Genomic DNA, 19,609 nt, shown 5'->3' on the forward strand with positions numbered 1-19,609 from the left:
CCGGATACCCGGCGTTCCGCTGACCGCCCCGGCTGAAGGAAGACGCCCGTGAACATCGTCGTACTCGTCAAGCAGGTCCCGGACACCGGAGCGGCCCCGACCCAGGGCCGCGCCGTAGGCGTGTCCGTCCCGGTCGCTCAGTCCTTGATCTCGCAGATCGCCGCGCCCGACGTGACCGACGTGCCGATTTCCGCGCTGAGGCCCTTGATCGTGCCGGACTTGTGGGCGTTGAGAGGCTGTTCCATCTTCATGGCCTCGAGGACGACGACCAGGTCGCCCTCCTTGACCTCCTGGCCCTCCTCCACCGCGACCTTGACGATCGTGCCCTGCATCGGGGACGCGAGGGTGTCGCCGGAGGCGGCGGGGCCCGACTTCTTCGCCGCGCGGCGCTTGGGCTTGGCCCCGGCCGCGAGGCCCGTGCGGGCCAGGGACATGCCCAGGGACGCCGGGAGGGAGACCTCCAGGCGCTTGCCGCCGACCTCGACGACCACCGTCTCGCGGCCCGGCTCCTCGTCCGCGTCCAGGGCGTCCCCAGCCGCCGCGAACGGCTTGATCTCGTTGACGAACTCCGTCTCGATCCAGCGGGTGTGGACCGTGAACGGGTCGGACGAGCCGGTGAGCTCAGGCGCGAACGCCGGGTCCTTCACCACCGCGCGGTGGAACGGGATCGCCGTCGCCATGCCCTCGACCTGGAACTCCTCCAGGGCCCGCGCGGCCCGCTCCAGCGCCTCCTTGCGCGTGCGGCCCGTGACGATCAGCTTGGCCAGCAGGGAGTCCCACGCCGGGCCGATGACCGACCCGGACTCCACGCCCGCGTCCAGCCGCACGCCCGGGCCGGACGGCGGGGCGAACGTCGTGACCGTGCCGGGGGCCGGGAGGAAGTTGCGGCCCGGGTCCTCGCCGTTGATGCGGAACTCGAAGGAGTGGCCGCGCAGCGCCGGGTCGTCGTAGCCGAGCTCCTCGCCGTCGGCGATGCGGAACATCTCGCGGACGAGGTCGATGCCGGCGACTTCCTCGGTGACCGGGTGCTCCACCTGGAGGCGGGTGTTGACCTCCAGGAAGGAGATCGTGCCGTCGTTGCCGACGAGGAACTCGACCGTGCCGGCGCCGACGTAGCCGGCCTCCTTCAGGATCGCTTTGGAGGACGAGTACAGCTCGGCGATCTGCTCGTCGGAGAGGAAGGGGGCGGGGGCCTCCTCGACCAGCTTCTGGTGGCGGCGCTGGAGGGAGCAGTCACGGGTGGAGACGACGACCACGTTGCCGTGCTGGTCGGCCAGGCACTGGGTCTCCACGTGCCGCGGCTTGTCGAGGTAGCGCTCGACGAAGCACTCGCCCCGGCCGAAGGCGGCGACGGCCTCGCGGACCGCCGAGTCGTACAGCTCCGGGACCTCTTCGAGCGTGCGCGCGACCTTCAGGCCGCGGCCACCGCCACCGAACGCCGCCTTGATGGCGATCGGCAGACCGTGCTGCTCGGCGAAGGCGACGACCTCCTCCGCACCGGACACCGGGTCGGGCGTGCCCGCCACCAGCGGGGCGCCCGCGCGCTGCGCGATGTGCCGGGCGGCGACCTTGTCGCCCAGGTCGCGGATGGCCTGCGGGGGCGGGCCGATCCAGATCAGGCCCGCGTCCAGGACCGCCTGTGCGAATTCCGCGTTCTCGGAGAGGAATCCGTAGCCGGGGTGGATCGCGTCCGCGCCCGACTCGCGGGCGGCCTTCAGCACCTTCTCGATGTCGAGGTAGCTGGTGCCCGGCGTGTCACCGCCCAGGGCGAACGCCTCATCCGCGGCGCGGACATGCAGAGCGTCCCGGTCCGGGTCGGCGTAGACAGCAACGCTCGCGATGCCGGCATCCCGGCAGGCCCGGGCCACACGGACAGCGATTTCGCCACGGTTGGCGATGAGCACCTTGCGCACGATGAGGCTCCCTCCTTGAAACAAGCCGAGTTTAGGGACTGCCGACACGGCACTTCGACCCGTCCCCAGTGGTGAGCTTGCCCACACGGAGCGTGATGCGAGGCTCGCTCGACCCGCGAAATCCCTTGTCGCACCGCGGTACGCAGTACTCCTCCGGGAAACCCTAGCCCTCCTTTGTGGTCAAGGTCTCTGTCATCACGTGCTGCGGGCCACTCGGTTTCTTTGTGGAGTCCCTACGAATGGCCCAATGATTCTTTGCCCGCCGCAGAACCCTTGTCCCAGGGTTTACTCGTTAGTAGCGTTCGCGATGTCTCGAACGTACTAGGGGTAAGTGGGTGGGCCCGGTGGTGCGCAGGCCGGTGGCGTGGATCGTTGCGGCGGTGCTGTTCGGTGAGGCGTTCGGCATCGCCGCGCTGAACTGGTTCCTCGGCGTCGTCGTCGACCGGCAGGACATGTCCCTGGCCGGACTCGACCCGCACATGATGTCCGTGTCGTCGAAGATCGGCGGGATCGCCTTCGGCCTCTACTTCGCGCTGTGCGGCCTGGTCGCCCTGCTGGTGGCGCTGCGGGACCGGCCCCCGGCGGGCTTCGGGCGGGTGCTGATGATCAGTGCCGCGGTCGTGCACGGGCTGCTCGGCGCGTTCACCTGGGGGCTCGTGGGCTGGCCCGCGTTCCTGTTCATGGTGCTGGTGCTCGGCCTGATCGTGCTGCTGCTGATGACGTACGACCGTCCGGCGGCCGAGCCCGCCGGCGCCGCGCCCCAGGACGGGACGGGCGGCGACGGCGCTCCGGTCACTTCCCCGCCGGCTCCCACAACTCCGTGATGCCGACGCCCAGTTCGGCGAGCAGCCGCCGGACGAGGGGCAGACTGATGCCGATCACGTTGCCGTGGTCGCCGTCGATGCCGTCGATGAACGGGGCCGAGCGGCCGTCCAGCGTGAACGCACCGGCGACGTAGAGGGGTTCGCCGGAGGCGACGTAGGCGGCGATCTCCTCGTCCGTGGGCTCGCCGAAGTGGACGACCGTGGACGCGGTGGCGGAGGCGTAGCGGCCGGAGAGCGTGTCGTAGACGCAGTGGCCGGTCTGCAGGGTTCCGGCGCGTCCGCGCATCGCCTTCCAGCGGGCGGTGGCCTCCTCGGCGTCCTCGGGCTTGCCGAGGGCCTGGCCGTCCAGGTCGAGCACCGAGTCGCAGCCGATGACGATCGCGCCCTTGGCCTCCGGCCGGGCCGCCACGACGGAGGCCTTCGCCTCGGCCAGGGCGAGCGCCAGCTCGGCGGGGGTGGGTGCGGTGACGGCGTCCTCGTCGACGCCGCTCACGATCACCTCGGGGGCGAGTCCGGCCTGGCGGAGCAGCCCGAGCCGGGCGGGGGACTGGGAGGCGAGGACGAGTCGCCTGCGGCGCTGAGCAGTCATGCCGTCAGGTTAGCCACCTGATGGAGGCCGGCTCACCTCACCCCGATCACGATCATCGCGAGCACCATGGCCAGGGCCAGGAGAACGCTCAGCCGCCGCAGCATGTCCTGCGTGTCACGCAGTTCTTCGGGCGGTTCGTTCTCGGGGTCGGACCACAGCATGAGACCAGCGTGCGGCCTGGCAGGGCGGGGCGCCTGAGTAGGGGTACTCATATTGGCGCCCCGCCCTGTTCCCCAGTGCGCGGTTCCTCGCGCCCCTGAAGAAAGCCGATCTCACCCTGGCCAATAGGTGCGGCCCCAGGCCGCCGGCCCCGGCTGGGGCAGGCGGTGGGCCGCGATGCGGGACGGGTCGGACCAGGAGTCGCGGGTGTCCGGCGCGCCGGGCGGCGTTGCGGCCGCCGCCGCGGCGCGGGCCCTGACCACCGCCAGGGCGGCGGCCAGCTCCTCGGGGGTCGGGTTGCCCCGTACGACCTTGATCGTCATGTGGGCCTCCTGGGCTCGCCGGTCTAGAGGGGGATGTTGCCGTGCTTCTTCGGAGGCAGGGATTCCCGCTTCGTCCGCAGTTGACGCAGGCCTCGTACGACGTGCCGGCGGGTGTCGGACGGCAGGATCACCGCGTCGATGTAGCCGCGCTCGGCCGCGACGTAGGGGTTGAGGAGGGCGTCCTCGTACTCCTGGATCAGCCGGGCCCGGACCGCCTCCAGGTCCTCACCGTTCGCCTCGGCCTCGGCGATCGTGCGGCGGTGCAGGATGTTGACCGCGCCCTGGGCGCCCATGACGGCGATCTGGGCGGTGGGCCAGGCGAGGTTGAGGTCGGCACCCAGGTGCTTGGAGCCCATGACGTCGTAGGCGCCGCCGAAGGCCTTGCGGGTGATGACGGTGATGAGCGGGACGGTCGCCTCGGCGTAGGCGTAGATCAGCTTGGCGCCGCGCCGGATGATGCCGTCGTGCTCCTGGTCGACGCCGGGCAGGAAGCCGGGGACGTCGACGAAGGTGATCACCGGGACGTTGAAGGCGTCGCAGGTCCGCACGAAGCGGGCCGCCTTCTCGCTGGCCTTGATGTCCAGGCACCCGGCGAACTGCATCGGCTGGTTGGCGACGATGCCGACCGGGTGGCCCTCGACCCGCCCGAAGCCGGTGACGATGTTCGGCGCGTACAGCGGCTGCGTCTCGAAGAACTCGGCGTCGTCCAGGACGTGCTCGATCACCGCGTGCATGTCGTACGGCTGGTTCGCGCTGTCCGGGACGATCACGTCCAGCTCGCGGTCCTCGTCGGTGACCTCGAGGTCGGCCTCCTCCGGGAAGGCCGGGGGCTCGGAGAGGTTGTTGGACGGCAGGTACGACAGCAGCTGCTTGACGTACTCGATGGCGTCCTTCTCGTCGCCCGCCATGTGGTGGGCGACGCCGGACGTCGAGTTGTGGGTCCTGGCTCCGCCCAGCTCCTCGAAGCCGACGTCCTCGCCGGTGACGGTCTTGATGACGTCGGGCCCGGTGATGAACATGTGCGAGGTCTGGTCGACCATCACCGTGAAGTCGGTGATGGCGGGGGAGTAGACGGCTCCGCCCGCGCACGGGCCGACGACCAGGCTGATCTGCGGGATGACGCCCGACGCGTGGGTGTTGCGGCGGAAGATCTCGCCGTAGGCACCGAGGGAGGCGACGCCCTCCTGGATCCGGGCACCGCCGGAGTCGTTGATGCCGATGACCGGGCAGCCGGTCTTCAGGGCGAAGTCCATGACCTTGACGATCTTCTGCCCGTAGACCTCGCCGAGGGCCCCGCCGAAGACGGTGAAGTCCTGGGAGAACACAGCGACGGGGCGGCCGTCGACGGTGCCGTATCCGGTGACGACCCCGTCCCCGTAGGGCCGGTTCTTGTCGAGGCCGAAGTTGGTGGAGCGGTGCCGGGCGAACTCGTCGAGTTCGACGAAGGAGCCCTCGTCGAGCAGGAGCTCGATCCGCTCACGGGCCGTCAGCTTGCCCTTGGCGTGCTGCTTCTCGACGGCGCGTGCGGAGCCGGCGTGTGTCGCTTCTTCGATGCGGCGCTGGAGATCCGCGAGCTTGCCCGCGGTCGTGTGAATGTCGGGCTGCTGCAACTCTTCCGGCTCGGACATCGGGATGTGGCTCCCTGCCTGCTCAAAAGGGGGGACGGTTACTCATCCGTAGACTAGTGGGGTGCCTCCGCATCGGCAGTGCGGCGTTTACCACACCTAGGGTGGCTTGCATGACGCCGCGAGATGCATCAGAGCCGAACGGGAGCCGTTGGTCCGACCTGGACCGTCCGCCCCTCAACATCACCGCCCTGCGCCGGGGCCTGGTGCACGAGGGAGGGCTGTGGTCCGAGGTGGACGTCGTGCAGCGCACCGGTTCCACGAACTCCGACCTGGTGGCCCGGGCCGCCGAGGGTAGCGCCGCCGAGGGCGCGGTGCTCGTCGCCGAGGAGCAGACGGCCGGGCGCGGGCGTCTGGACCGGCAGTGGACGGCGCCGCCCCGCTCCGGCCTGTTCTTCTCCGTGCTGCTCACGCCGGGCGAGGTGCCGGTGGAGCGGTGGGGGTGGCTGCCGCTGCTCACGGGTGTCGCGGTGGCGACGGGGCTGTCGCGGGCGGCGGGTGTCGACACGGCGCTGAAGTGGCCGAACGACCTGCTGGTCACCGTGCGCGGCGAGGAGCGCAAGGCCGGGGGGATTCTGGCGGAGCGGGCCGGGGACGGCGGGGTCGTCATCGGCGTCGGCATCAACGTCACGCTCAAGGAGGACGAGCTGCCGGTGCCCACGGCGGGGTCGCTGGGGCTGGCCGGGGCCGTGAGCACGGACCGGGATCCGTTGCTGCGGGGGGTGCTGCGGTCGCTGGAGGAGTGGTACGGGAAGTGGCGTGCGGCCGGGGGCGACGCGGCTGCGTGCGGGTTGCTGGAGGCGTACGCGGCGGGGTGCGCGACGCTCGGCAGGGAAGTACGGGCGGAGTTGCCGGGGGATCGGGCCGTGGTGGGGGAAGCGGTTGCGGTGGACGGGGACGGGCGGTTGGTGCTGGCGACGGGGGAGGGGGTGCAGGAGCCTGTCGGCGCGGGGGACATCGTGCACCTGAGGCCTGCTTGAGCCGGGGTGGGGTGGGTGCGCAACCCGGCGGAGCGGGGTGCCGCTGCGCCCACCCGTGCCCCCCCAAGCGGCACGACTGCCCGCAGCTCTGCGGACCGACGGCCCGCAGCTGGTGGATCGATCAGCCCACTCAGCCCGTCCGGCGATTGAGGACGAGGCGGTTCAGGCCGATCGGGGGTCCAGGGGGCGGAGCCCCCGGGGACGGTGGGGCAGCTCCGGGTGCCCGTGCAACGCCGAGCACCTCACCCCCTGGCTCCACCTAACGGAGTGAGCTGGCGCACACCTGCCGTAGAGTTGAGGCCGGTCGATACATGACCGTGACAGATCGGAAGGGCAGCACGCGTGACCGTCGACGACTCGGGTTCCGGCGAGGACGCGCAGGGCGCCGACTCCGGCGAGGATCCGCTCGCCCTGCGTCTCGAAGGGCTCATCCTGGGCGCCGAGCGCCGCTACACCCCGTTCCAGGCGGCCCGCAGCGCCGGCGTCTCCATGGAACTGGCCTCCCGCTTCTGGCGGGCCATGGGCTTCGCCGACATCGGCCAGGCCAAGGCCCTCACGGAGGCGGACGTCCTCGCGCTGCGGCGCCTCGCCGGTCTCGTCGAGGCGGGGCTGCTGAGCGAGGCGATGGCCGTACAGGTGGCCCGGTCCACCGGGCAGACCACAGCGCGGCTCGCCGAGTGGCAGATCGACTCCTTCCTGGAGGGGCTGACCGAGCCGCCCGAGCCGGGCATGACGCGCACCGAGGTGACGTACCCGATCGTCGAGCTGCTCCTGCCCGAGCTGGAGGAGTTCCTGGTCTACGTCTGGCGCCGGCAGCTGGCCGCCTCGGCCGGACGGGTCGTGCAGGCCGCCGACGACGAGGAGATGGTGGACCGGCGGCTCGCGGTCGGCTTCGCCGATCTGGTGGGGTTCACGCGGCTGACCCGCCGGATGGAGGAGGAGGAGCTCGGCGAGCTGGTCGAGGCGTTCGAGACCACCGCCGCCGACCTGGTCGCCGCGAACGGCGGCCGGCTGATCAAGACCCTCGGCGACGAGGTGCTCTACGCCGCCGACGACGCGGGCGTCGCCGCCGAGATCGCCCTGCGGCTGATCGAGACCATGGCGCACGACGAGACGATGCCGGAGCTGCGCGTCGGCATGGCGTTCGGCACGGTGACCACCCGTATGGGTGATGTGTTCGGTACGACCGTGAACCTGGCCTCCCGGCTCACCTCGATAGCCCCGAAGGACGCCGTCCTCGTCGACACCGCCTTCGCCGAGGAGCTGATCCGCACGCAGGACGCCCCGTCCTCGGAGGCGGAGGCGGCCGAGGAGGCCGCGGCTGCGGAGAAGGAGGGCGAGGAGCCGCCGACGTACCGGTTCGCGTTGCAGCCGATGTGGCAGCGGCCGGTGCGTGGGCTGGGCGTCGTGGAGCCGTGGCTGCTCACGCGGCGGGACAGCGGCTGACGAGGCCGGCGCGGACGGCTGCAGGGCCGCTCAGTCCAGCGGGTCCACGCACACGCCGATGACCGGCACGCACAGGCCCGGGTCCCGCGGTTTCTTCGGCTTCTCGGGCTCGGGTGCCGGGGCGGGTGTGGTCCGGCTCGGCGGTGCGGGCGGGGTCGGGGCCGGGCGTGGGGCCTCGCCCCTGGCCGTCGGTGCCGGGGGGTTCGTGGTGTCGGGGACGGTCGTGGACCGGGGAGTCGCGGCCGTGTCCGCGCGGCGGGTGTCGACGGACGTGGACGCCGTCGGGGTGGGCGACGCGGTGGCCGGGCCGCGGGTGCCCGGCGACGGGGGCAGGCCGCCCAGGGCCGTGGGTGACGAGGGGCTCGCCTCGGGGGCGGCGGGAGCGGTGGCGGCGGTGTTCGTCGCCTCGTCCGTGCCGGTCGTGACCGGGTCCGGGCGGGGCTCGGCCTCGACCGTGCCGACGCTGTCCGTGCCGGGGCCGGAGGTCAGGCGTACGAGGCTCAGGGCGCCGGCCGCCAGGGCGAGGCCGCCGGCGGCGAGCAAGGCCTTGCGGGGGCGGGGTTTGCGGTGGCGGCCGCCTCGGGCGCGAGGTGAGAAGGAGTCGGTTTCCCCCGGTGCTCCCGCGTCCCGCTGCGGCGTCGCCGGCCTGTTCGTCGTCGTCATGGTCCCTCCCCGGTACGCACGCGCCCCCAGTGCGCCGTGGCGGATGCACGCTATGCACTCCCATGGGCGATCGGACCGGAGTTGGGGTGATGTCACTCGAACGGGTGGGCGGGGTCGTGGTGCGGGAACCGGACGCGTCCGCTCTTTCGCGGGTGGGGTGGGGCTGCGATGATCGGAGCGGTCAGGTAGTTAACCCGCGTTAACCGGAGGGTGTCATGAGTGAGGAACGGTTCGGGGAGTTCGTGCTGGTGCGGCGGCATGAGCAGGGGCATGTGGCGGAGCTCGTCCTCGACCGGCCCAAGGCCATGAACGCGGTGTCGACGCAGATGGCGCGGTCCATCGCCGGGGCGTGTGCGGCGCTGGGGGAGGACCGGGACGTACGGGTGGTCGTACTGACCTCGTCGCACGAGCGGGCGTTCTGTGTCGGGGCCGATCTGAAGGAGCGGAACTCGTTCAGCGACGCGGAGCTGGTGCGGCAGCGGCCCGTCGCGCGGGGGGCGTACACCGGGGTGCTGGAGCTGCCGGTGCCGACGGTGGCGGCGGTGCACGGGTTCGCGCTGGGGGGCGGGTTCGAGCTGGCGCTGGCGTGTGACGTGATCGTGGCGGACCGGACCGCGGTGGTGGGGCTGCCGGAGGTGTCGGTGGGGGTGATTCCGGGCGGTGGGGGGACGCAGTTGCTGCCGAGGCGGGTGGGGGCGGCGCGGGCGGCTGAGCTGATCTTCTCGGCGCGGCGGGTGGAGGCCGTTGAGGCGGGGGAGTTGGGGCTGGTCGATCAGGTGGTGGAGGAGGGGCGGGACCGGGAGTCGGCGCTGGAGCTCGCTGCTCGGATCGCCGGGAACTCGCCTGTGGGGTTGCGGGCGGCGAAGCGGGCGTTGCGGTTGGGGCAGGGGCTGGATCTGCGGGCCGGGCTCGAGGTGGAGGACGCGGCCTGGCGGGCTGTGGCCTTCTCGGGGGATCGGGCGGAGGGGGTCGCCGCGTTCAATGAGAAGCGCAAGCCTCAGTGGCCCGGGGAGTGATCTGTACTGGGCGTGACGCTGGGGCAGGGTGGGTCCGCAGCCCGGCGGTGCGGGGTGCCGCTGCGCCCACCCGTGCCGCCCTGGGGGTACCTCCCAGGCCCTTAAGGCACTGGGGGAGGCGCGACTGCCCGCAGCTGGGGCGCCCCGTTCGCGCCGTCAACCGGACCAAATGGCTGGAAACTGCCTAGCCTGGGGTGATGGGTGAGGACAGACGGCTCGCGGCTGTCGTCGCGTTGGCTCAGGGGATGGCGGCCACGCACGGGTTGCATGAGGCGTGGCGTGCGGCGGCGGTCGGAGCGTGCCGGGCGCTGGGCGGGAGCTTTGCCGCGCTGTCGGTGTGGGAGCGGGAGCTCGGGCGGCTGAAGGTCCTCGTGAACGTCGGTGAGCTGGCCGAGGGGGAGGAGGAGTTCCCGGAGGACGAGTCCTACCCCGTGCATCAGTTCGCGGAGATCACCGAGTTCCTGCACGAACAGTGGGCCGGTGGCGGGGAGCCGAACGCCTGGGTGGAGACCGCCGAGGGGCCCGCCGCAGGGCGGCGTCCCGGGTACTGCCATCAGCGCGTGGCCGCCCTGCGCCGCCGGGGCCGCGGCTGCTGCGTGGTCGCGCCCATCGTGCTGCACGGCCGGGCCTGGGGCGAGCTGTACGTCGCGCGGCCGGTCGGGGAACCCGTCTTCGAGCGGGGCGACGCCGACTTCGCCACCGTCCTGGCCGCCGTCGTCGCCGCCGGCATCGCCCAGACCGAGCGGCTGGAGGAGGCCCGGCGCCTTGCGTTCACCGACGCGCTGACGGGGCTCGCCAACCGCCGTGCCGTCGACGTACACCTGGAGCAGGCGATCGAGCGGCACCGCAGGGAGGGAGCCGTCGTCAGCCTCGTCGTCTGCGACCTGAACGGGCTCAAGCGGGTCAACGACACCCACGGACACGCCGCCGGCGACCGGCTCCTGGAGCGGTTCGGCTCCGTGCTGTCGCTGTGCGGGGCCATGCTGCCGGGGGCCCTGGCGGCACGGCTCGGCGGGGACGAGTTCTGTCTGCTCGCGGTCGGGTCGCCCGCCGACCAGGTCGTGAAGGCGGCCGGTGAACTGTGCCGGCGGGCAGCGGAGTTGGAGCTCGGGGACGGCGTGGCCTGCGGCGTGGCGTCCACCGAGGACCCGATCGGTCCGGTGCGCTCGGCGCGGAGGCTGTTCCGGCTCGCCGACGCGGCCCAGTACAGGGCGAAGGCCGAGCGGGCCACGCGGCCGGTCGTCGCCGGGCGGGCCGGGCCCGACGACCCCGTCGTGCGGCTCGCGGACGAGCCGTCCCAGGAGGCCGACTCCGAGCGCCGGCGTTTCCGGGGGCGGCATGCGCCGTAGGGACAGCGAGCCGTGCATGTGACGTATCGGTAAGGGGTGAACCGGGGCCCCAGTGGTGACATCATCGAATTCACTGCGTACGCTCCTGAATATGGATATGCACACTGTGGTGGTGGGGACGTCCGGGGTGACCGCGTCCGACGTGCTCGCCGTGGCGCGCGGCGGCGCCCGCGTCCAGCTCTCCGAGGAGGCGCTGGCCGCCCTCGCCGCGGCCCGCGAGATCGTGGACGCGCTGGCGGCCAAGCCGGACCCCGTGTACGGCGTGAGCACCGGCTTCGGTGCCCTGGCGACCCGGCACATCAGCCCGGAGCTGCGCGCACAGCTCCAGCGCAACATCGTCCGCTCGCACGCCGCCGGCATGGGGCCGAGGGTGGAGCGGGACGTCGTACGGGCCCTGATGTTGCTGCGGCTGAAGACCGTCTGTTCCGGGCACACCGGCGTACGGCCCGAGGTCGCGCAGACCATGGCCGACCTCCTCAACGCCGGTATCACCCCGGTCGTGCACGAGTACGGCTCCCTCGGCTGCTCCGGCGACCTCGCCCCGCTGTCCCACTGCGCGCTCGCGCTCATGGGCGAGGGCGACGCCGAGGGCCCCGACGGTGTCGTGCGCCCGGCCGCCGAACTCCTCGCGGCGCACGGCATCCAGCCGGTCGAACTGCGTGAGAAGGAAGGCCTCGCCCTCCTCAACGGCACCGACGGCATGCTCGGCATGCTGGTCATGGCCCTGGCCGACCTGGACATGCTCTACCGGTCCGCCGACGTCACGGCCGCGCTGTCGCTGGAGGCCCTGCTCGGCACCGACAAGGTCCTCGCCCCCGAGCTGCACGCCATCCGGCCGCACCCGGGGCAGGCCGCCAGTGCCGCCAACATGCTGGCCGTGCTGAAGGGTTCGGGCCTGACCGGACACCACCAGGACGACGCGCCGCGCGTCCAGGACGCCTACTCGGTGCGCTGCGCCCCGCAGGTCGCCGGGGCCGGGCGGGACACCATGGCCCACGCCCGGCTGGTCGCCGACCGCGAGCTGGCCGCCGCGGTGGACAACCCCGTGGTGCTGCCCGACGGGCGTGTGGAGTCCAACGGCAACTTCCATGGCGCGCCTGTCGCCTATGTCCTGGACTTCCTCGCCGTCGCCGTCGCGGACCTCGGCTCCATCGCCGAGCGGCGCACCGACCGGCTGCTCGACAAGAACCGCAGCCACGGCCTGCCGCCGTTCCTCGCCGACGACGCCGGTGTGGACTCGGGCCTGATGATCGCTCAGTACACCCAGGCCGCGCTGGTGAGCGAGCTGAAGCGGCTCGCCGTACCGGCGTCCGCCGACTCGATCCCGTCCTCCGCCATGCAGGAGGACCACGTCTCGATGGGCTGGTCGGCGGCGCGCAAGCTGCGCACGGCCGTCGACAACCTCACCCGGGTCCTGGCCGTGGAGCTGTACGCGGCCACGCGTGCGATCGAACTGCGCGAGGGGCTGACCCCGGCGCCCGCGACGCGGGCGGTCATCGACGCCCTGCGGGAAGCGGGGGTGCAGGGTCCGGGGCCGGACCGGTTCCTCGCTCCCGACCTGGCCGCGGCGGACGCGTTCGTGCGTGACGGGCGGCTGCTGGCCGCGGTGGAGACGGTCACCGGCCCGCTTCAGTAGGCGGAAGGCCGCCCGGGGCCCGCCACACGGCAGGGCACCGGGCGCGTGACGTCAGAAGCCGGCCTCAGAAACCGAGCCGTTCCCGGCGGACCGAGTACACGACGAAGCCCGCGCCCAGCGTGAGGAAGAACGTGCCGCCGAGGACGTACGGCGTGCTGTCGAAGCTGCCCGTGTCGGCGAGGCGCGTGCCGGTGACGGAGTCGCCCGCGGTCGTGGCCGCGATCCGCGCCTGCTCCGTGACCTGCGGCGACGGGCTCGCCGCGACCGCGTCTCTCACCGGCGAGTGTGACGTCGCGTTGGCGGACGGGACGAACCACAGGGCGCCCAGCAGGGTCGCCGCGGCGGTGGCGGTCAGCAACGGACGGCGAGCGGATGACACGGAATATCGATCCCCTTGTGGCGCTGGCGAATTGGCCGTGTGGAGCGATGTTAGTGAAAGTCGCGGGTCACGGGAAAGTCACGGGAGGACCTGGACGTACGCTCGCGCCATGAGCACTCCAGAGACATCACGTTTTGTCCGGCTTCGGGTGGAACTCGTTCTCGAGGTCCAGGACGCGGACGGGATCACCAAGGCCGCGCTGCGCCGGATCGCCGACGACGGTGAGATGCCGACGGCGGAACGGACCCACGGCGAGGCCGCTGTGACGGAAGACACTGCCGAGGCCCTCGCGTACCTCGTCGACCCGTTCGACCTGGTCAGCCAGGTGCCGGGGGTGGAGCTCCAGCAGGCCTCCTGGAGCAGCGAGCGGATCGACTACGACCCCGATGCGCCGAACTGGGATCTCGACGAGGATGATGTCGACGACGACAGTGACAACTGAGGCACTTGAGAAAATAGTGACCCCGGGCGGCAACCGTCGTCCGGGGTCACTGCGTCTCAAGCGGCGCACCACCCTGAGCCGCACCGTCTGCGCCCGTGCGCCGCGGACGGGTGTGGACGTGGTGATCCCCACACGTGCGCGACATGGGGAACCGGACGAACCGGTCGTAGCGTTGAAGGTTCCGGACGAGGACTCACGAGTCCTGACGGGGGCACTTGGACTGCGACGGGGACATCCGGGGTTTTGGGGAAATCGGCAACGATGGAGAAGCGTGTGATGACGGTCAGTAAGCGGCGCAAGGGCCTGACGGTCGCGTCCGCACTGCTCGGCGGAGTGCTGGTGCTCTCGGCCTGTTCCGGCGGCGATGACAACGCCTCCGGGAGTGACGGCGGCGACAGCTCCCAGTCGAAGGTCGACGAGGCCGCGGCCAAGAAGGCGTCCGAGGCCCAGATCAAGATCACACCCGAGGACGGCTCCGACAACGCCTCCATCAACAACTCCGCAGCCGTCACCGTCAGCAAGGGCACGCTCACGAGCGTCAAGATGACGACGTCCGACGGCACGGAGATCAGCGGCCAGATATCCGCCGACAAGACCAGCTGGAAGCCCAGCACTCAGCTGGAGCGCTCCACCACCTACAAGCTGGCGGCGGAGGCGAAGGACTCCGACGGCCGCGTCGCCCACGAGAACGCCTCGTTCACCACGGTCTCCCCGGCCAACAGCTTCATCGGCAACTTCACCCCGGACGACGGCACCACCGTGGGCGTCGGCATGCCGGTCTCGATCAACTTCGACAAGGCGATCACCAACAAGGCCGCCGTCCAGAAGGGCATCAAGGTCAGCACGACCAGCGGCCAGGAGGTCGCCTGCCACTGGTTCAACGCCAACCGCATGGACTGCCGCCCCGAGGACTACTGGAAGGAAGGCTCCACCGTCACGCTGAAGCTCGCGCTCGACGGTGTCGAGGGAGCCAAGGGCGTCTTCGGCGTCCAGCAGAAGACGGTCACCTTCAAGATCGGCCGCAACCAGGTCTCGTACGTCGACGCGAAGACCAAGCAGATGAAGATCACGCAGGACGGCAAGGTCGTCCGGACGATCCCGATCTCCGCCGGCTCGCCCGCGAACAAGACCTACGAGGGCGTCATGGTGATGTCCGAGAAGTTCAAGGAGACGCGCATGAACGGCGCGACCGTGGGCTTCACGGACGACGACGGCAAGGGCGAGTACGACATCAAGGACGTGCCGCACGCCATCCGCCTGTCCAGCTCGGGCACGTTCATCCACGGCAACTACTGGGGCGCGAAGTCCATCTTCGGCAACGTGAACACGAGCCACGGCTGCGTCGGTCTCCAGGACGCCAAGGGTGCGAACGACCCGAACACCCCGGGCGCGTGGTTCTACAACAACTCGATCATCGGTGACGTGGTGGTCGTCGAGAACACCGGCGACAAGACCATCGCGCCGGACAACGGCCTCAACGGCTGGAACATGAACTGGGCCGACTGGAAGGCCGGTTCCGCGGTCTGACGGATCGGCAGCCGCACACAAGGGCGAGCCGCCGCCCTGCCCCCGTCCCGGGGCGGGCGGCGGCTCGCCCTTTGTGTGCGGCCGTGTCAAGGGGAACACGCGTGCCCAATCGTTCTGCCCTGTAACGGAGTTCCCGCAGCCTTGTAACAGCCTGCCGACGGATCTCTTACCTCCCTCTCATCTATTGAGTGACTGATCACACCTCGGCATACTGCGTAATTCCGGGGGGTGTACGCCCATGCGTACGAGACCACCCCCGGCCGGGTGAACGGGGAATTCGCCCGGTACTTCTGCAAGGGGGAAACTTGCGCAGACAAGTGAAAAGGGCGTGCGCGGCCACGGTCGCCACAGCTGCGGCCGTGGCCCTGGCGGCGGGTATGACCAGCCCGGCGTCGGCGAACGGCGAGCAGACGACCGCGGCCGCGAAGCAGGCGTCGGTCACCGCCAAGCACCGCATCACACTGATCACCGGTGACCGGGTCGTCCTGGACGCCAAGGGACGGGTCGTCGGCCTGGAGCGGGCCAAGGGACGCGAGGACATTCCCTTCCAGGTCCGCAAGCTCGACGGCCACACGCTGGTGATCCCGGCAGACGCGGCCCGCCTGGTCGCCACCGGCAAGCTCGACCAGCGGCTCTTCGACGTCACCGAGCTCAACAAGTCCGCGACCCGCAAGGCCCAGAAGAAGGGCCTGAAGGTCATCGTGGGCTACCAGGGCAGTGCCGCGGCCACCAAGGCCGACGTCCGCGACGCCGGCCGGCTCAGCCACTCCCTGAAGACCGTGAACGCCGATGCGGTGCAGACGCCGCAGGAGGACGCGCCCGAGCTGTGGGACGCGGTCACCAACGGCGACAAGACCGCCTCCGGCATCGCGCACGTCTGGCTCGACGGCGTCCGCAAGGCCAGCCTCGACAAGTCCGTCCCGCAGATCGGCGCCCCCAAGGCGTGGGCCGCCGGCTACGACGGCAAGGGCGTGAAGATCGCCGTCCTGGACACCGGTGTCGACGCCACCCACCCCGACCTCAAGGGCCAGGTGATCGGCGCCAAGAACTTCACCACCTCGCCCGACACCTCCGACAAGGTCGGCCACGGCACGCACGTCGCCTCCATCGCCGCCGGTACCGGCGCGAAGTCCGGCGGCAAGTACAAGGGCGTCGCGCCCGGCGCGAAGATCATCAACGGCAAGGTGCTCGACGACGGCGGATTCGGCAGCGACTCCGAAGTCCTCGCCGGCATCGAGTGGGCCGCCGCGGAGGGCGCCGACGTCGTCAACATGAGCCTGGGCGGCGGCGACACGCCCGCGATCGACCCGCTGGAAGCGGCGGTGAACAAGCTGTCCGAGGAGAAGGGCATCCTGTTCGCCATCGCGGCCGGCAACGAGGGCGACTTCGGCGAGCAGACCATCGGCTCCCCGGGCAGCGCCGAGGCGGCCCTGACCGTCGGCGCGGTCGACGACAAGGACGTGCTGGCCGACTTCTCCAGCCGCGGCCCCGGCATGGACGGCGCCCTCAAGCCCGACGTGACCGCGCCCGGCGTGGACATCACCGCGGCCTCCGCACCCGGCAACCAGATAGCCGCCGAGGTCGGCGAGAAGCCGGCCGGCTACATGACGATCTCCGGTACGTCGATGGCGACCCCGCACGTCGCGGGCGCGGCGGCGATCCTCAAGCAGCAGCACCCGGAGTGGAAGTACCCCGAGCTGAAGGGCGCCCTGACCGGCTCCACGAAGGGCGGCAAGTACACGCCCTTCCAGCAGGGTTCGGGCCGCATCCAGGTCGACCAGGCCATCAAGCAGTCCGTGATCGCCAACCCGTCCTCGGTGAGCTTCGGCGTCCAGCAGTGGCCGCACACCGACGACAAGCCGGTCACCAAGGAACTGACGTACCGCAACCTCGGTACGAAGGACGTCACGCTGAAGCTGGCGTCGACCGCCACCGACCCGAAGGGCAAGGCCGCCCCGGCCGGCTTCTTCAAGCTCGGCGCCACCTCGGTGACCGTCCCGGCCGGCGGCAAGGCCTCCGTCCCGTTCACCGTGAACACCAAGCTGGGCGGCACGGTCGACGGCGCCTACTCGTCGTACGTGACGGCGACGGGCGGCGGCCAGACCGTCCGCACGGCCGCCGCGGTGCAGCGCGAGGTCGAGTCGTACGACCTCACGCTGAAGTTCCTCGACCGTGACGGCAAGCCCTCCAAGAACTACAGCGCCGACCTGGCCGCCGTCTCCGGCCTCGGCAAGGGCAAGTTCTACGCGCCGTACGACGCGGACGGCACCGTCACCACCCGCGTGCCCAAGGGCGGGTTCATCCTCAACTCCAACGTCTTCGTGAGTGACGACCCCGAGAAGTTCCAGGGCGTCGACTGGATCGCCCAGCCCAAGCTGGACGTCACCAAGAACACGACGGTCACGCTGGACGCCCGCAAGGCCAGGCCGGTGGACATCACCGTGCCGGACAAGGCCGCCAAGTCGGAGTTCGCCTCGCCCGACTACACCGTGGAGACCAAGGACTCCAGCTACGGCTTCGGCTGGTTCCTCGACACCTACGCCGACATCCGCACCGCGCACGTCGGCCCGCAGATCACCGACGGTTCCCTGACCCAGCAGTGGGACGGCCACTGGACCAAGGGTGACAAGGAGCAGTACGACGTCACCGGCGGCGGCAAGGTCAAGCAGGTGGCCACCGGCTACACCAAGCACTACAAGGCGAGCGAGTTCGCCACGGTGAAGGCGGGCCTCGGCGCCGCGGCGAAGGGCAAGAAGGGCGCCATCAGCGCCGTCGGCTGGCTGCCGTGGAGCAACAGCGCCTCCTCGATGGGCATCGAGCAGTCCCTGCCCAGTACCCGGACGCTGCACCTGTCCACCGCGGGCGACGTGAAGTGGGGGCTCGACTTCTCCCAGTCCGGCGGTGTCGACGAGGACGGCTTCCCGATCGACGAGGCCGGCTACGCGATGGGCACGCACAAGTTCGCCGCCGGCAAGACCTACTCGAAGACCGTCAACACGGCCGTCTTCGGACCGCGCCTCAACGCCGACTTCGGCCTCTTCCGTGAGGGCGACCAGCTCTACGGCTCCCTGCCGCTGTTCGCGGACGGCAAGGGCAACGCGGGCTACTCGACCTTCTCCGCGGTCGACACGACGCTGTACCGCAACGGCAAGAAGGTCGGCAGCAACGACGACCCGCTGTTCGGTGAGAAGCAGTTCAAGGTCCCGGCCGGTGACGCCGAGTACAAGCTGACGACGTCGGTCAAGCGCAGCGTCAAGGTCGCGGCGGCCTCCACCCGCATCGACGCGAGCTGGACGTTCCGCTCGAAGAAGGCCTCCGGCATCAAGCAGCTGCCCGCCTCCACGGTCCGCTTCAACGCGGTCACCGGGCTGGACAGCAAGGTCCCGGCCGGCAAGACGGTCAGCGTCCCGGTCACCGTCGAGGGCGCGGCCAAGGGCAGCAACCTGAAGTCGCTGTCGGTCTACGTGTCGTACGACTACGGCAAGACCTGGAAGAAGCTCACCGTCAAGAAGGGCAAGGTCAGCTTCAAGAACCCGGCGAAGGGGAAGGCCATCTCCTTCCACGCCAAGATCGCCGACAAGAAGGGCAACAAGTCGACGATCTCGATCTACAACGCGTACTACGGCAAGTGAGCCGTAGGACTCGACTGTAGGACTCGTCAGCGAGCGGCCCGTCGGAAGCCTCGGCTTCCGGCGGGCCGCTCCCGTTCACCGGGCCGGCGTACCGCTCCCCGCCCGGGTCGCGTCCGCGCCCCAGCTCGCCAGCAGCCGCAGGGCCTCCGCCGACGGGGAGCCCGGTTCCGCGTGGTACGTGAGCAGGGACTGCTCGCCGTCGTCGACCAGGCGGAACGTCTCGAAGGACAGGGTCAGGTCGCCGACGAGCGGGTGCCGCATCCGCTTGACGCCGTAGCTCTTCTCCTTGACGTCGTGCGCGGCCCACAGCCGGCGGAACTCCTCGCTCTTCACGGAGAGCTCACCCACCAGGGCGGACAGCCGCGGGTCGTCCGGATGGCAGCCCGCGTCCATGCGCAGATAACCGACGATGTCGGACGCCTTCTGGTCCCACTCGACGAACAGCTCGCGGTAGTCGGGCCTGAGGAACACCAGCCGTGCCCAGTTCCGCTCCGGCGCCGGCAGCTCCGCCCAGTCGCCGAAGAGCGCCGCGGCCATCCGGTTCCAGGCCAGGATGTCCGAGCGGCGCCCGACGACGTACGCCGGGACGGCGTCGATCGAGTCCAGCAGATGCTGCAATGCGGGCCGTACCTGCTGGGCCCGCGCCGCCTGCTTCTTCTTGTGCTGCTTGGGCTTCGCCAGGTGCATCAGGTGGGCGTGCTCGGCGCCGGTCAGCCGCAGGGCGCGCGCGATCGCGTCCAGCACCTCCGCCGAGACGTTGCGCCCGTTGCCCTGCTCCAGGCGGGTGTAGTACGCCACGGACACCCCGGCCAGCTGGGCCAGCTCCTCGCGGCGCAGCCCGGGCACCCGCCGCCGCCCGAAGTCGGGCAGCCCCACGTCCTCCGGCTTCAGCCGGGCACGCCGGGTGCGCAGGAACTCACTGAGCTCGGCACGCCGGTCCAGGCCCCCGCCGGTGTGCGGTGCGGGCTCCTGTACGGGTTCGGGCTGTTCGTCCATGCCCTCCAGTATTCACGGTCGTACGCACACGAGCCTGACCCCGCCAGTGGTACGCACGCTGTGCGTACGCAAAACCGTGGCCTGGGTAGATGCTCGCGGGTTTGGCACGC

The 19,609-nt window shown here is 70.9% G+C and carries 17 protein-coding genes; 9 read left to right on the plus strand and 8 right to left on the minus strand.

Going from position 1 to position 19,609, the window contains the following annotated elements:
- Nucleotides 1-137: 137 nt before the first annotated feature.
- A complete protein-coding gene (locus tag ABZ192_RS31835) occupies nt 138-1,913 on the minus strand; it encodes a biotin carboxylase N-terminal domain-containing protein (protein ID WP_356927944.1) in 1,776 nt (591 codons plus the stop codon).
- Between the two features lie 344 nt (nt 1,914-2,257).
- Here ABZ192_RS31835 and ABZ192_RS31840 point away from each other — a divergent pair, with 344 nt between their 5' ends.
- Nucleotides 2,258-2,737, plus strand: a complete 480-nt coding sequence (locus ABZ192_RS31840) for a hypothetical protein (protein ID WP_356927945.1) — start codon at nt 2,258-2,260, stop codon at nt 2,735-2,737.
- On the opposite strand, the gene ABZ192_RS31845 is transcribed toward ABZ192_RS31840, so the two are convergent.
- The 4 genes from ABZ192_RS31845 to ABZ192_RS31860 form a co-directional block, all read right to left on the minus strand.
- A complete protein-coding gene (locus tag ABZ192_RS31845; RefSeq protein ID WP_356927946.1) occupies nt 2,706-3,326 on the minus strand; it encodes a nucleoside triphosphate pyrophosphatase in 621 nt (206 codons plus the stop codon). The two genes, ABZ192_RS31840 and ABZ192_RS31845, sit on opposite strands and share 32 nt — an antisense overlap.
- A gap of 32 nt (nt 3,327-3,358) precedes the next feature.
- Nucleotides 3,359-3,487: a hypothetical protein gene (locus ABZ192_RS31850; RefSeq protein ID WP_107062905.1), complete on the minus strand. Its 129-nt coding sequence runs from the start codon at nt 3,485-3,487 to the stop codon at nt 3,359-3,361.
- A gap of 111 nt (nt 3,488-3,598) precedes the next feature.
- Nucleotides 3,599-3,808, minus strand: coding sequence for an acyl-CoA carboxylase epsilon subunit (locus tag ABZ192_RS31855; protein ID WP_086605521.1), 210 nt, complete (start codon nt 3,806-3,808; stop codon nt 3,599-3,601).
- A gap of 23 nt (nt 3,809-3,831) precedes the next feature.
- Complete coding sequence (locus tag ABZ192_RS31860; RefSeq protein WP_356927947.1) at nt 3,832-5,436, minus strand: acyl-CoA carboxylase subunit beta; 1,605 nt, start codon at nt 5,434-5,436, stop codon at nt 3,832-3,834.
- A gap of 110 nt (nt 5,437-5,546) precedes the next feature.
- On the opposite strand from ABZ192_RS31860, the gene ABZ192_RS31865 reads away from it, so the two are divergent.
- Together ABZ192_RS31865 and ABZ192_RS31870 are read left to right on the plus strand one after the other, a co-directional pair.
- Complete coding sequence (locus ABZ192_RS31865) at nt 5,547-6,413, plus strand: biotin--[acetyl-CoA-carboxylase] ligase (RefSeq protein WP_356927948.1); 867 nt, start codon at nt 5,547-5,549, stop codon at nt 6,411-6,413.
- A 342-nt stretch (nt 6,414-6,755) separates the two neighbouring features.
- Nucleotides 6,756-7,859: an adenylate/guanylate cyclase domain-containing protein gene (locus ABZ192_RS31870; RefSeq protein WP_354741509.1), complete on the plus strand. Its 1,104-nt coding sequence runs from the start codon at nt 6,756-6,758 to the stop codon at nt 7,857-7,859.
- A 30-nt stretch (nt 7,860-7,889) separates the two neighbouring features.
- Here the strand turns inward: ABZ192_RS31870 and ABZ192_RS31875 are convergent, their stop codons facing one another.
- Nucleotides 7,890-8,522, minus strand: a complete 633-nt coding sequence (locus ABZ192_RS31875; protein WP_356927949.1) for a hypothetical protein — start codon at nt 8,520-8,522, stop codon at nt 7,890-7,892.
- A gap of 215 nt (nt 8,523-8,737) precedes the next feature.
- Between ABZ192_RS31875 and ABZ192_RS31880 the strand changes: the two genes are divergently transcribed.
- From ABZ192_RS31880 to hutH, 3 genes are all read left to right on the plus strand, one after another.
- Nucleotides 8,738-9,538 carry an enoyl-CoA hydratase-related protein gene (locus tag ABZ192_RS31880; RefSeq protein ID WP_356927950.1) on the plus strand — a complete coding sequence of 267 codons (801 nt, stop codon included), beginning with the start codon at nt 8,738-8,740 and terminating at the stop codon, nt 9,536-9,538.
- 197 nt (nt 9,539-9,735) lie between these two features.
- The gene (locus tag ABZ192_RS31885; RefSeq protein WP_356927951.1) at nt 9,736-10,887 is read left to right on the plus strand and encodes a GGDEF domain-containing protein; all 1,152 of its coding nucleotides are present in this window, start codon (nt 9,736-9,738) and stop codon (nt 10,885-10,887) included.
- A 97-nt stretch (nt 10,888-10,984) separates the two neighbouring features.
- Entirely contained in the window at nt 10,985-12,523 is a 1,539-nt protein-coding gene (gene hutH / locus ABZ192_RS31890; protein WP_356928030.1) for a histidine ammonia-lyase, read from the plus strand.
- A gap of 64 nt (nt 12,524-12,587) precedes the next feature.
- Here hutH and ABZ192_RS31895 read toward each other — a convergent pair whose 3' ends face one another.
- Nucleotides 12,588-12,902 (minus strand): hypothetical protein, encoded by a 315-nt coding sequence (locus ABZ192_RS31895; RefSeq protein ID WP_356927952.1) that lies wholly within the window; start codon nt 12,900-12,902, stop codon nt 12,588-12,590.
- Between the two features lie 109 nt (nt 12,903-13,011).
- Between ABZ192_RS31895 and ABZ192_RS31900 the strand changes: the two genes are divergently transcribed.
- The 3 genes from ABZ192_RS31900 to ABZ192_RS31910 all read left to right on the plus strand — a co-directional run bounded on the left by ABZ192_RS31900 (nt 13,012) and on the right by ABZ192_RS31910 (nt 18,503).
- Nucleotides 13,012-13,344 carry a hypothetical protein gene (locus tag ABZ192_RS31900; protein ID WP_356927953.1) on the plus strand — a complete coding sequence of 111 codons (333 nt, stop codon included), beginning with the start codon at nt 13,012-13,014 and terminating at the stop codon, nt 13,342-13,344.
- A 276-nt stretch (nt 13,345-13,620) separates the two neighbouring features.
- Complete coding sequence (locus tag ABZ192_RS31905) at nt 13,621-14,871, plus strand: Ig-like domain-containing protein (protein WP_356927954.1); 1,251 nt, start codon at nt 13,621-13,623, stop codon at nt 14,869-14,871.
- Between the two features lie 317 nt (nt 14,872-15,188).
- Nucleotides 15,189-18,503, plus strand: coding sequence for a S8 family peptidase (locus ABZ192_RS31910; protein ID WP_356928031.1), 3,315 nt, complete (start codon nt 15,189-15,191; stop codon nt 18,501-18,503).
- 75 nt (nt 18,504-18,578) lie between these two features.
- Here ABZ192_RS31910 and ABZ192_RS31915 read toward each other — a convergent pair whose 3' ends face one another.
- Nucleotides 18,579-19,499: a helix-turn-helix transcriptional regulator gene (locus ABZ192_RS31915; RefSeq protein ID WP_356927955.1), complete on the minus strand. Its 921-nt coding sequence runs from the start codon at nt 19,497-19,499 to the stop codon at nt 18,579-18,581.
- Nucleotides 19,500-19,609 lie beyond the last annotated feature (110 nt).

It is taken from the genome of Streptomyces sp. NPDC006235 (assembly GCF_040613735.1).
In the GTDB taxonomy this organism is placed as follows: domain Bacteria; phylum Actinomycetota; class Actinomycetes; order Streptomycetales; family Streptomycetaceae; genus Streptomyces.

Excerpts from the sequence above, each read along its gene's own strand:
- ABZ192_RS31845 (WP_356927946.1), bottom strand. The coding sequence starts at position 3,326 with ATGACTGCTCAGCGCCGCAGGCGACTCGTCCTCGCCTCCCAGTCCCCC.
- ABZ192_RS31850 (WP_107062905.1), bottom strand. The coding sequence starts at position 3,487 with ATGCTGTGGTCCGACCCCGAGAACGAACCGCCCGAAGAACTGCGTGAC.
- ABZ192_RS31855 (WP_086605521.1), bottom strand. The coding sequence starts at position 3,808 with ATGACGATCAAGGTCGTACGGGGCAACCCGACCCCCGAGGAGCTGGCC.
- ABZ192_RS31860 (WP_356927947.1), bottom strand. The coding sequence starts at position 5,436 with ATGTCCGAGCCGGAAGAGTTGCAGCAGCCCGACATTCACACGACCGCG.
- ABZ192_RS31865 (WP_356927948.1), top strand. The coding sequence starts at position 5,547 with ATGACGCCGCGAGATGCATCAGAGCCGAACGGGAGCCGTTGGTCCGAC.
- ABZ192_RS31875 (WP_356927949.1), bottom strand. The coding sequence starts at position 8,522 with ATGACGACGACGAACAGGCCGGCGACGCCGCAGCGGGACGCGGGAGCA.
- ABZ192_RS31880 (WP_356927950.1), top strand. The coding sequence starts at position 8,738 with ATGAGTGAGGAACGGTTCGGGGAGTTCGTGCTGGTGCGGCGGCATGAG.
- ABZ192_RS31885 (WP_356927951.1), top strand. The coding sequence starts at position 9,736 with ATGGGTGAGGACAGACGGCTCGCGGCTGTCGTCGCGTTGGCTCAGGGG.
- hutH (WP_356928030.1), top strand. The coding sequence starts at position 10,985 with ATGCACACTGTGGTGGTGGGGACGTCCGGGGTGACCGCGTCCGACGTG.
- ABZ192_RS31900 (WP_356927953.1), top strand. The coding sequence starts at position 13,012 with ATGAGCACTCCAGAGACATCACGTTTTGTCCGGCTTCGGGTGGAACTC.
- ABZ192_RS31905 (WP_356927954.1), top strand. The coding sequence starts at position 13,621 with ATGACGGTCAGTAAGCGGCGCAAGGGCCTGACGGTCGCGTCCGCACTG.
- ABZ192_RS31915 (WP_356927955.1), bottom strand. The coding sequence starts at position 19,499 with ATGGACGAACAGCCCGAACCCGTACAGGAGCCCGCACCGCACACCGGC.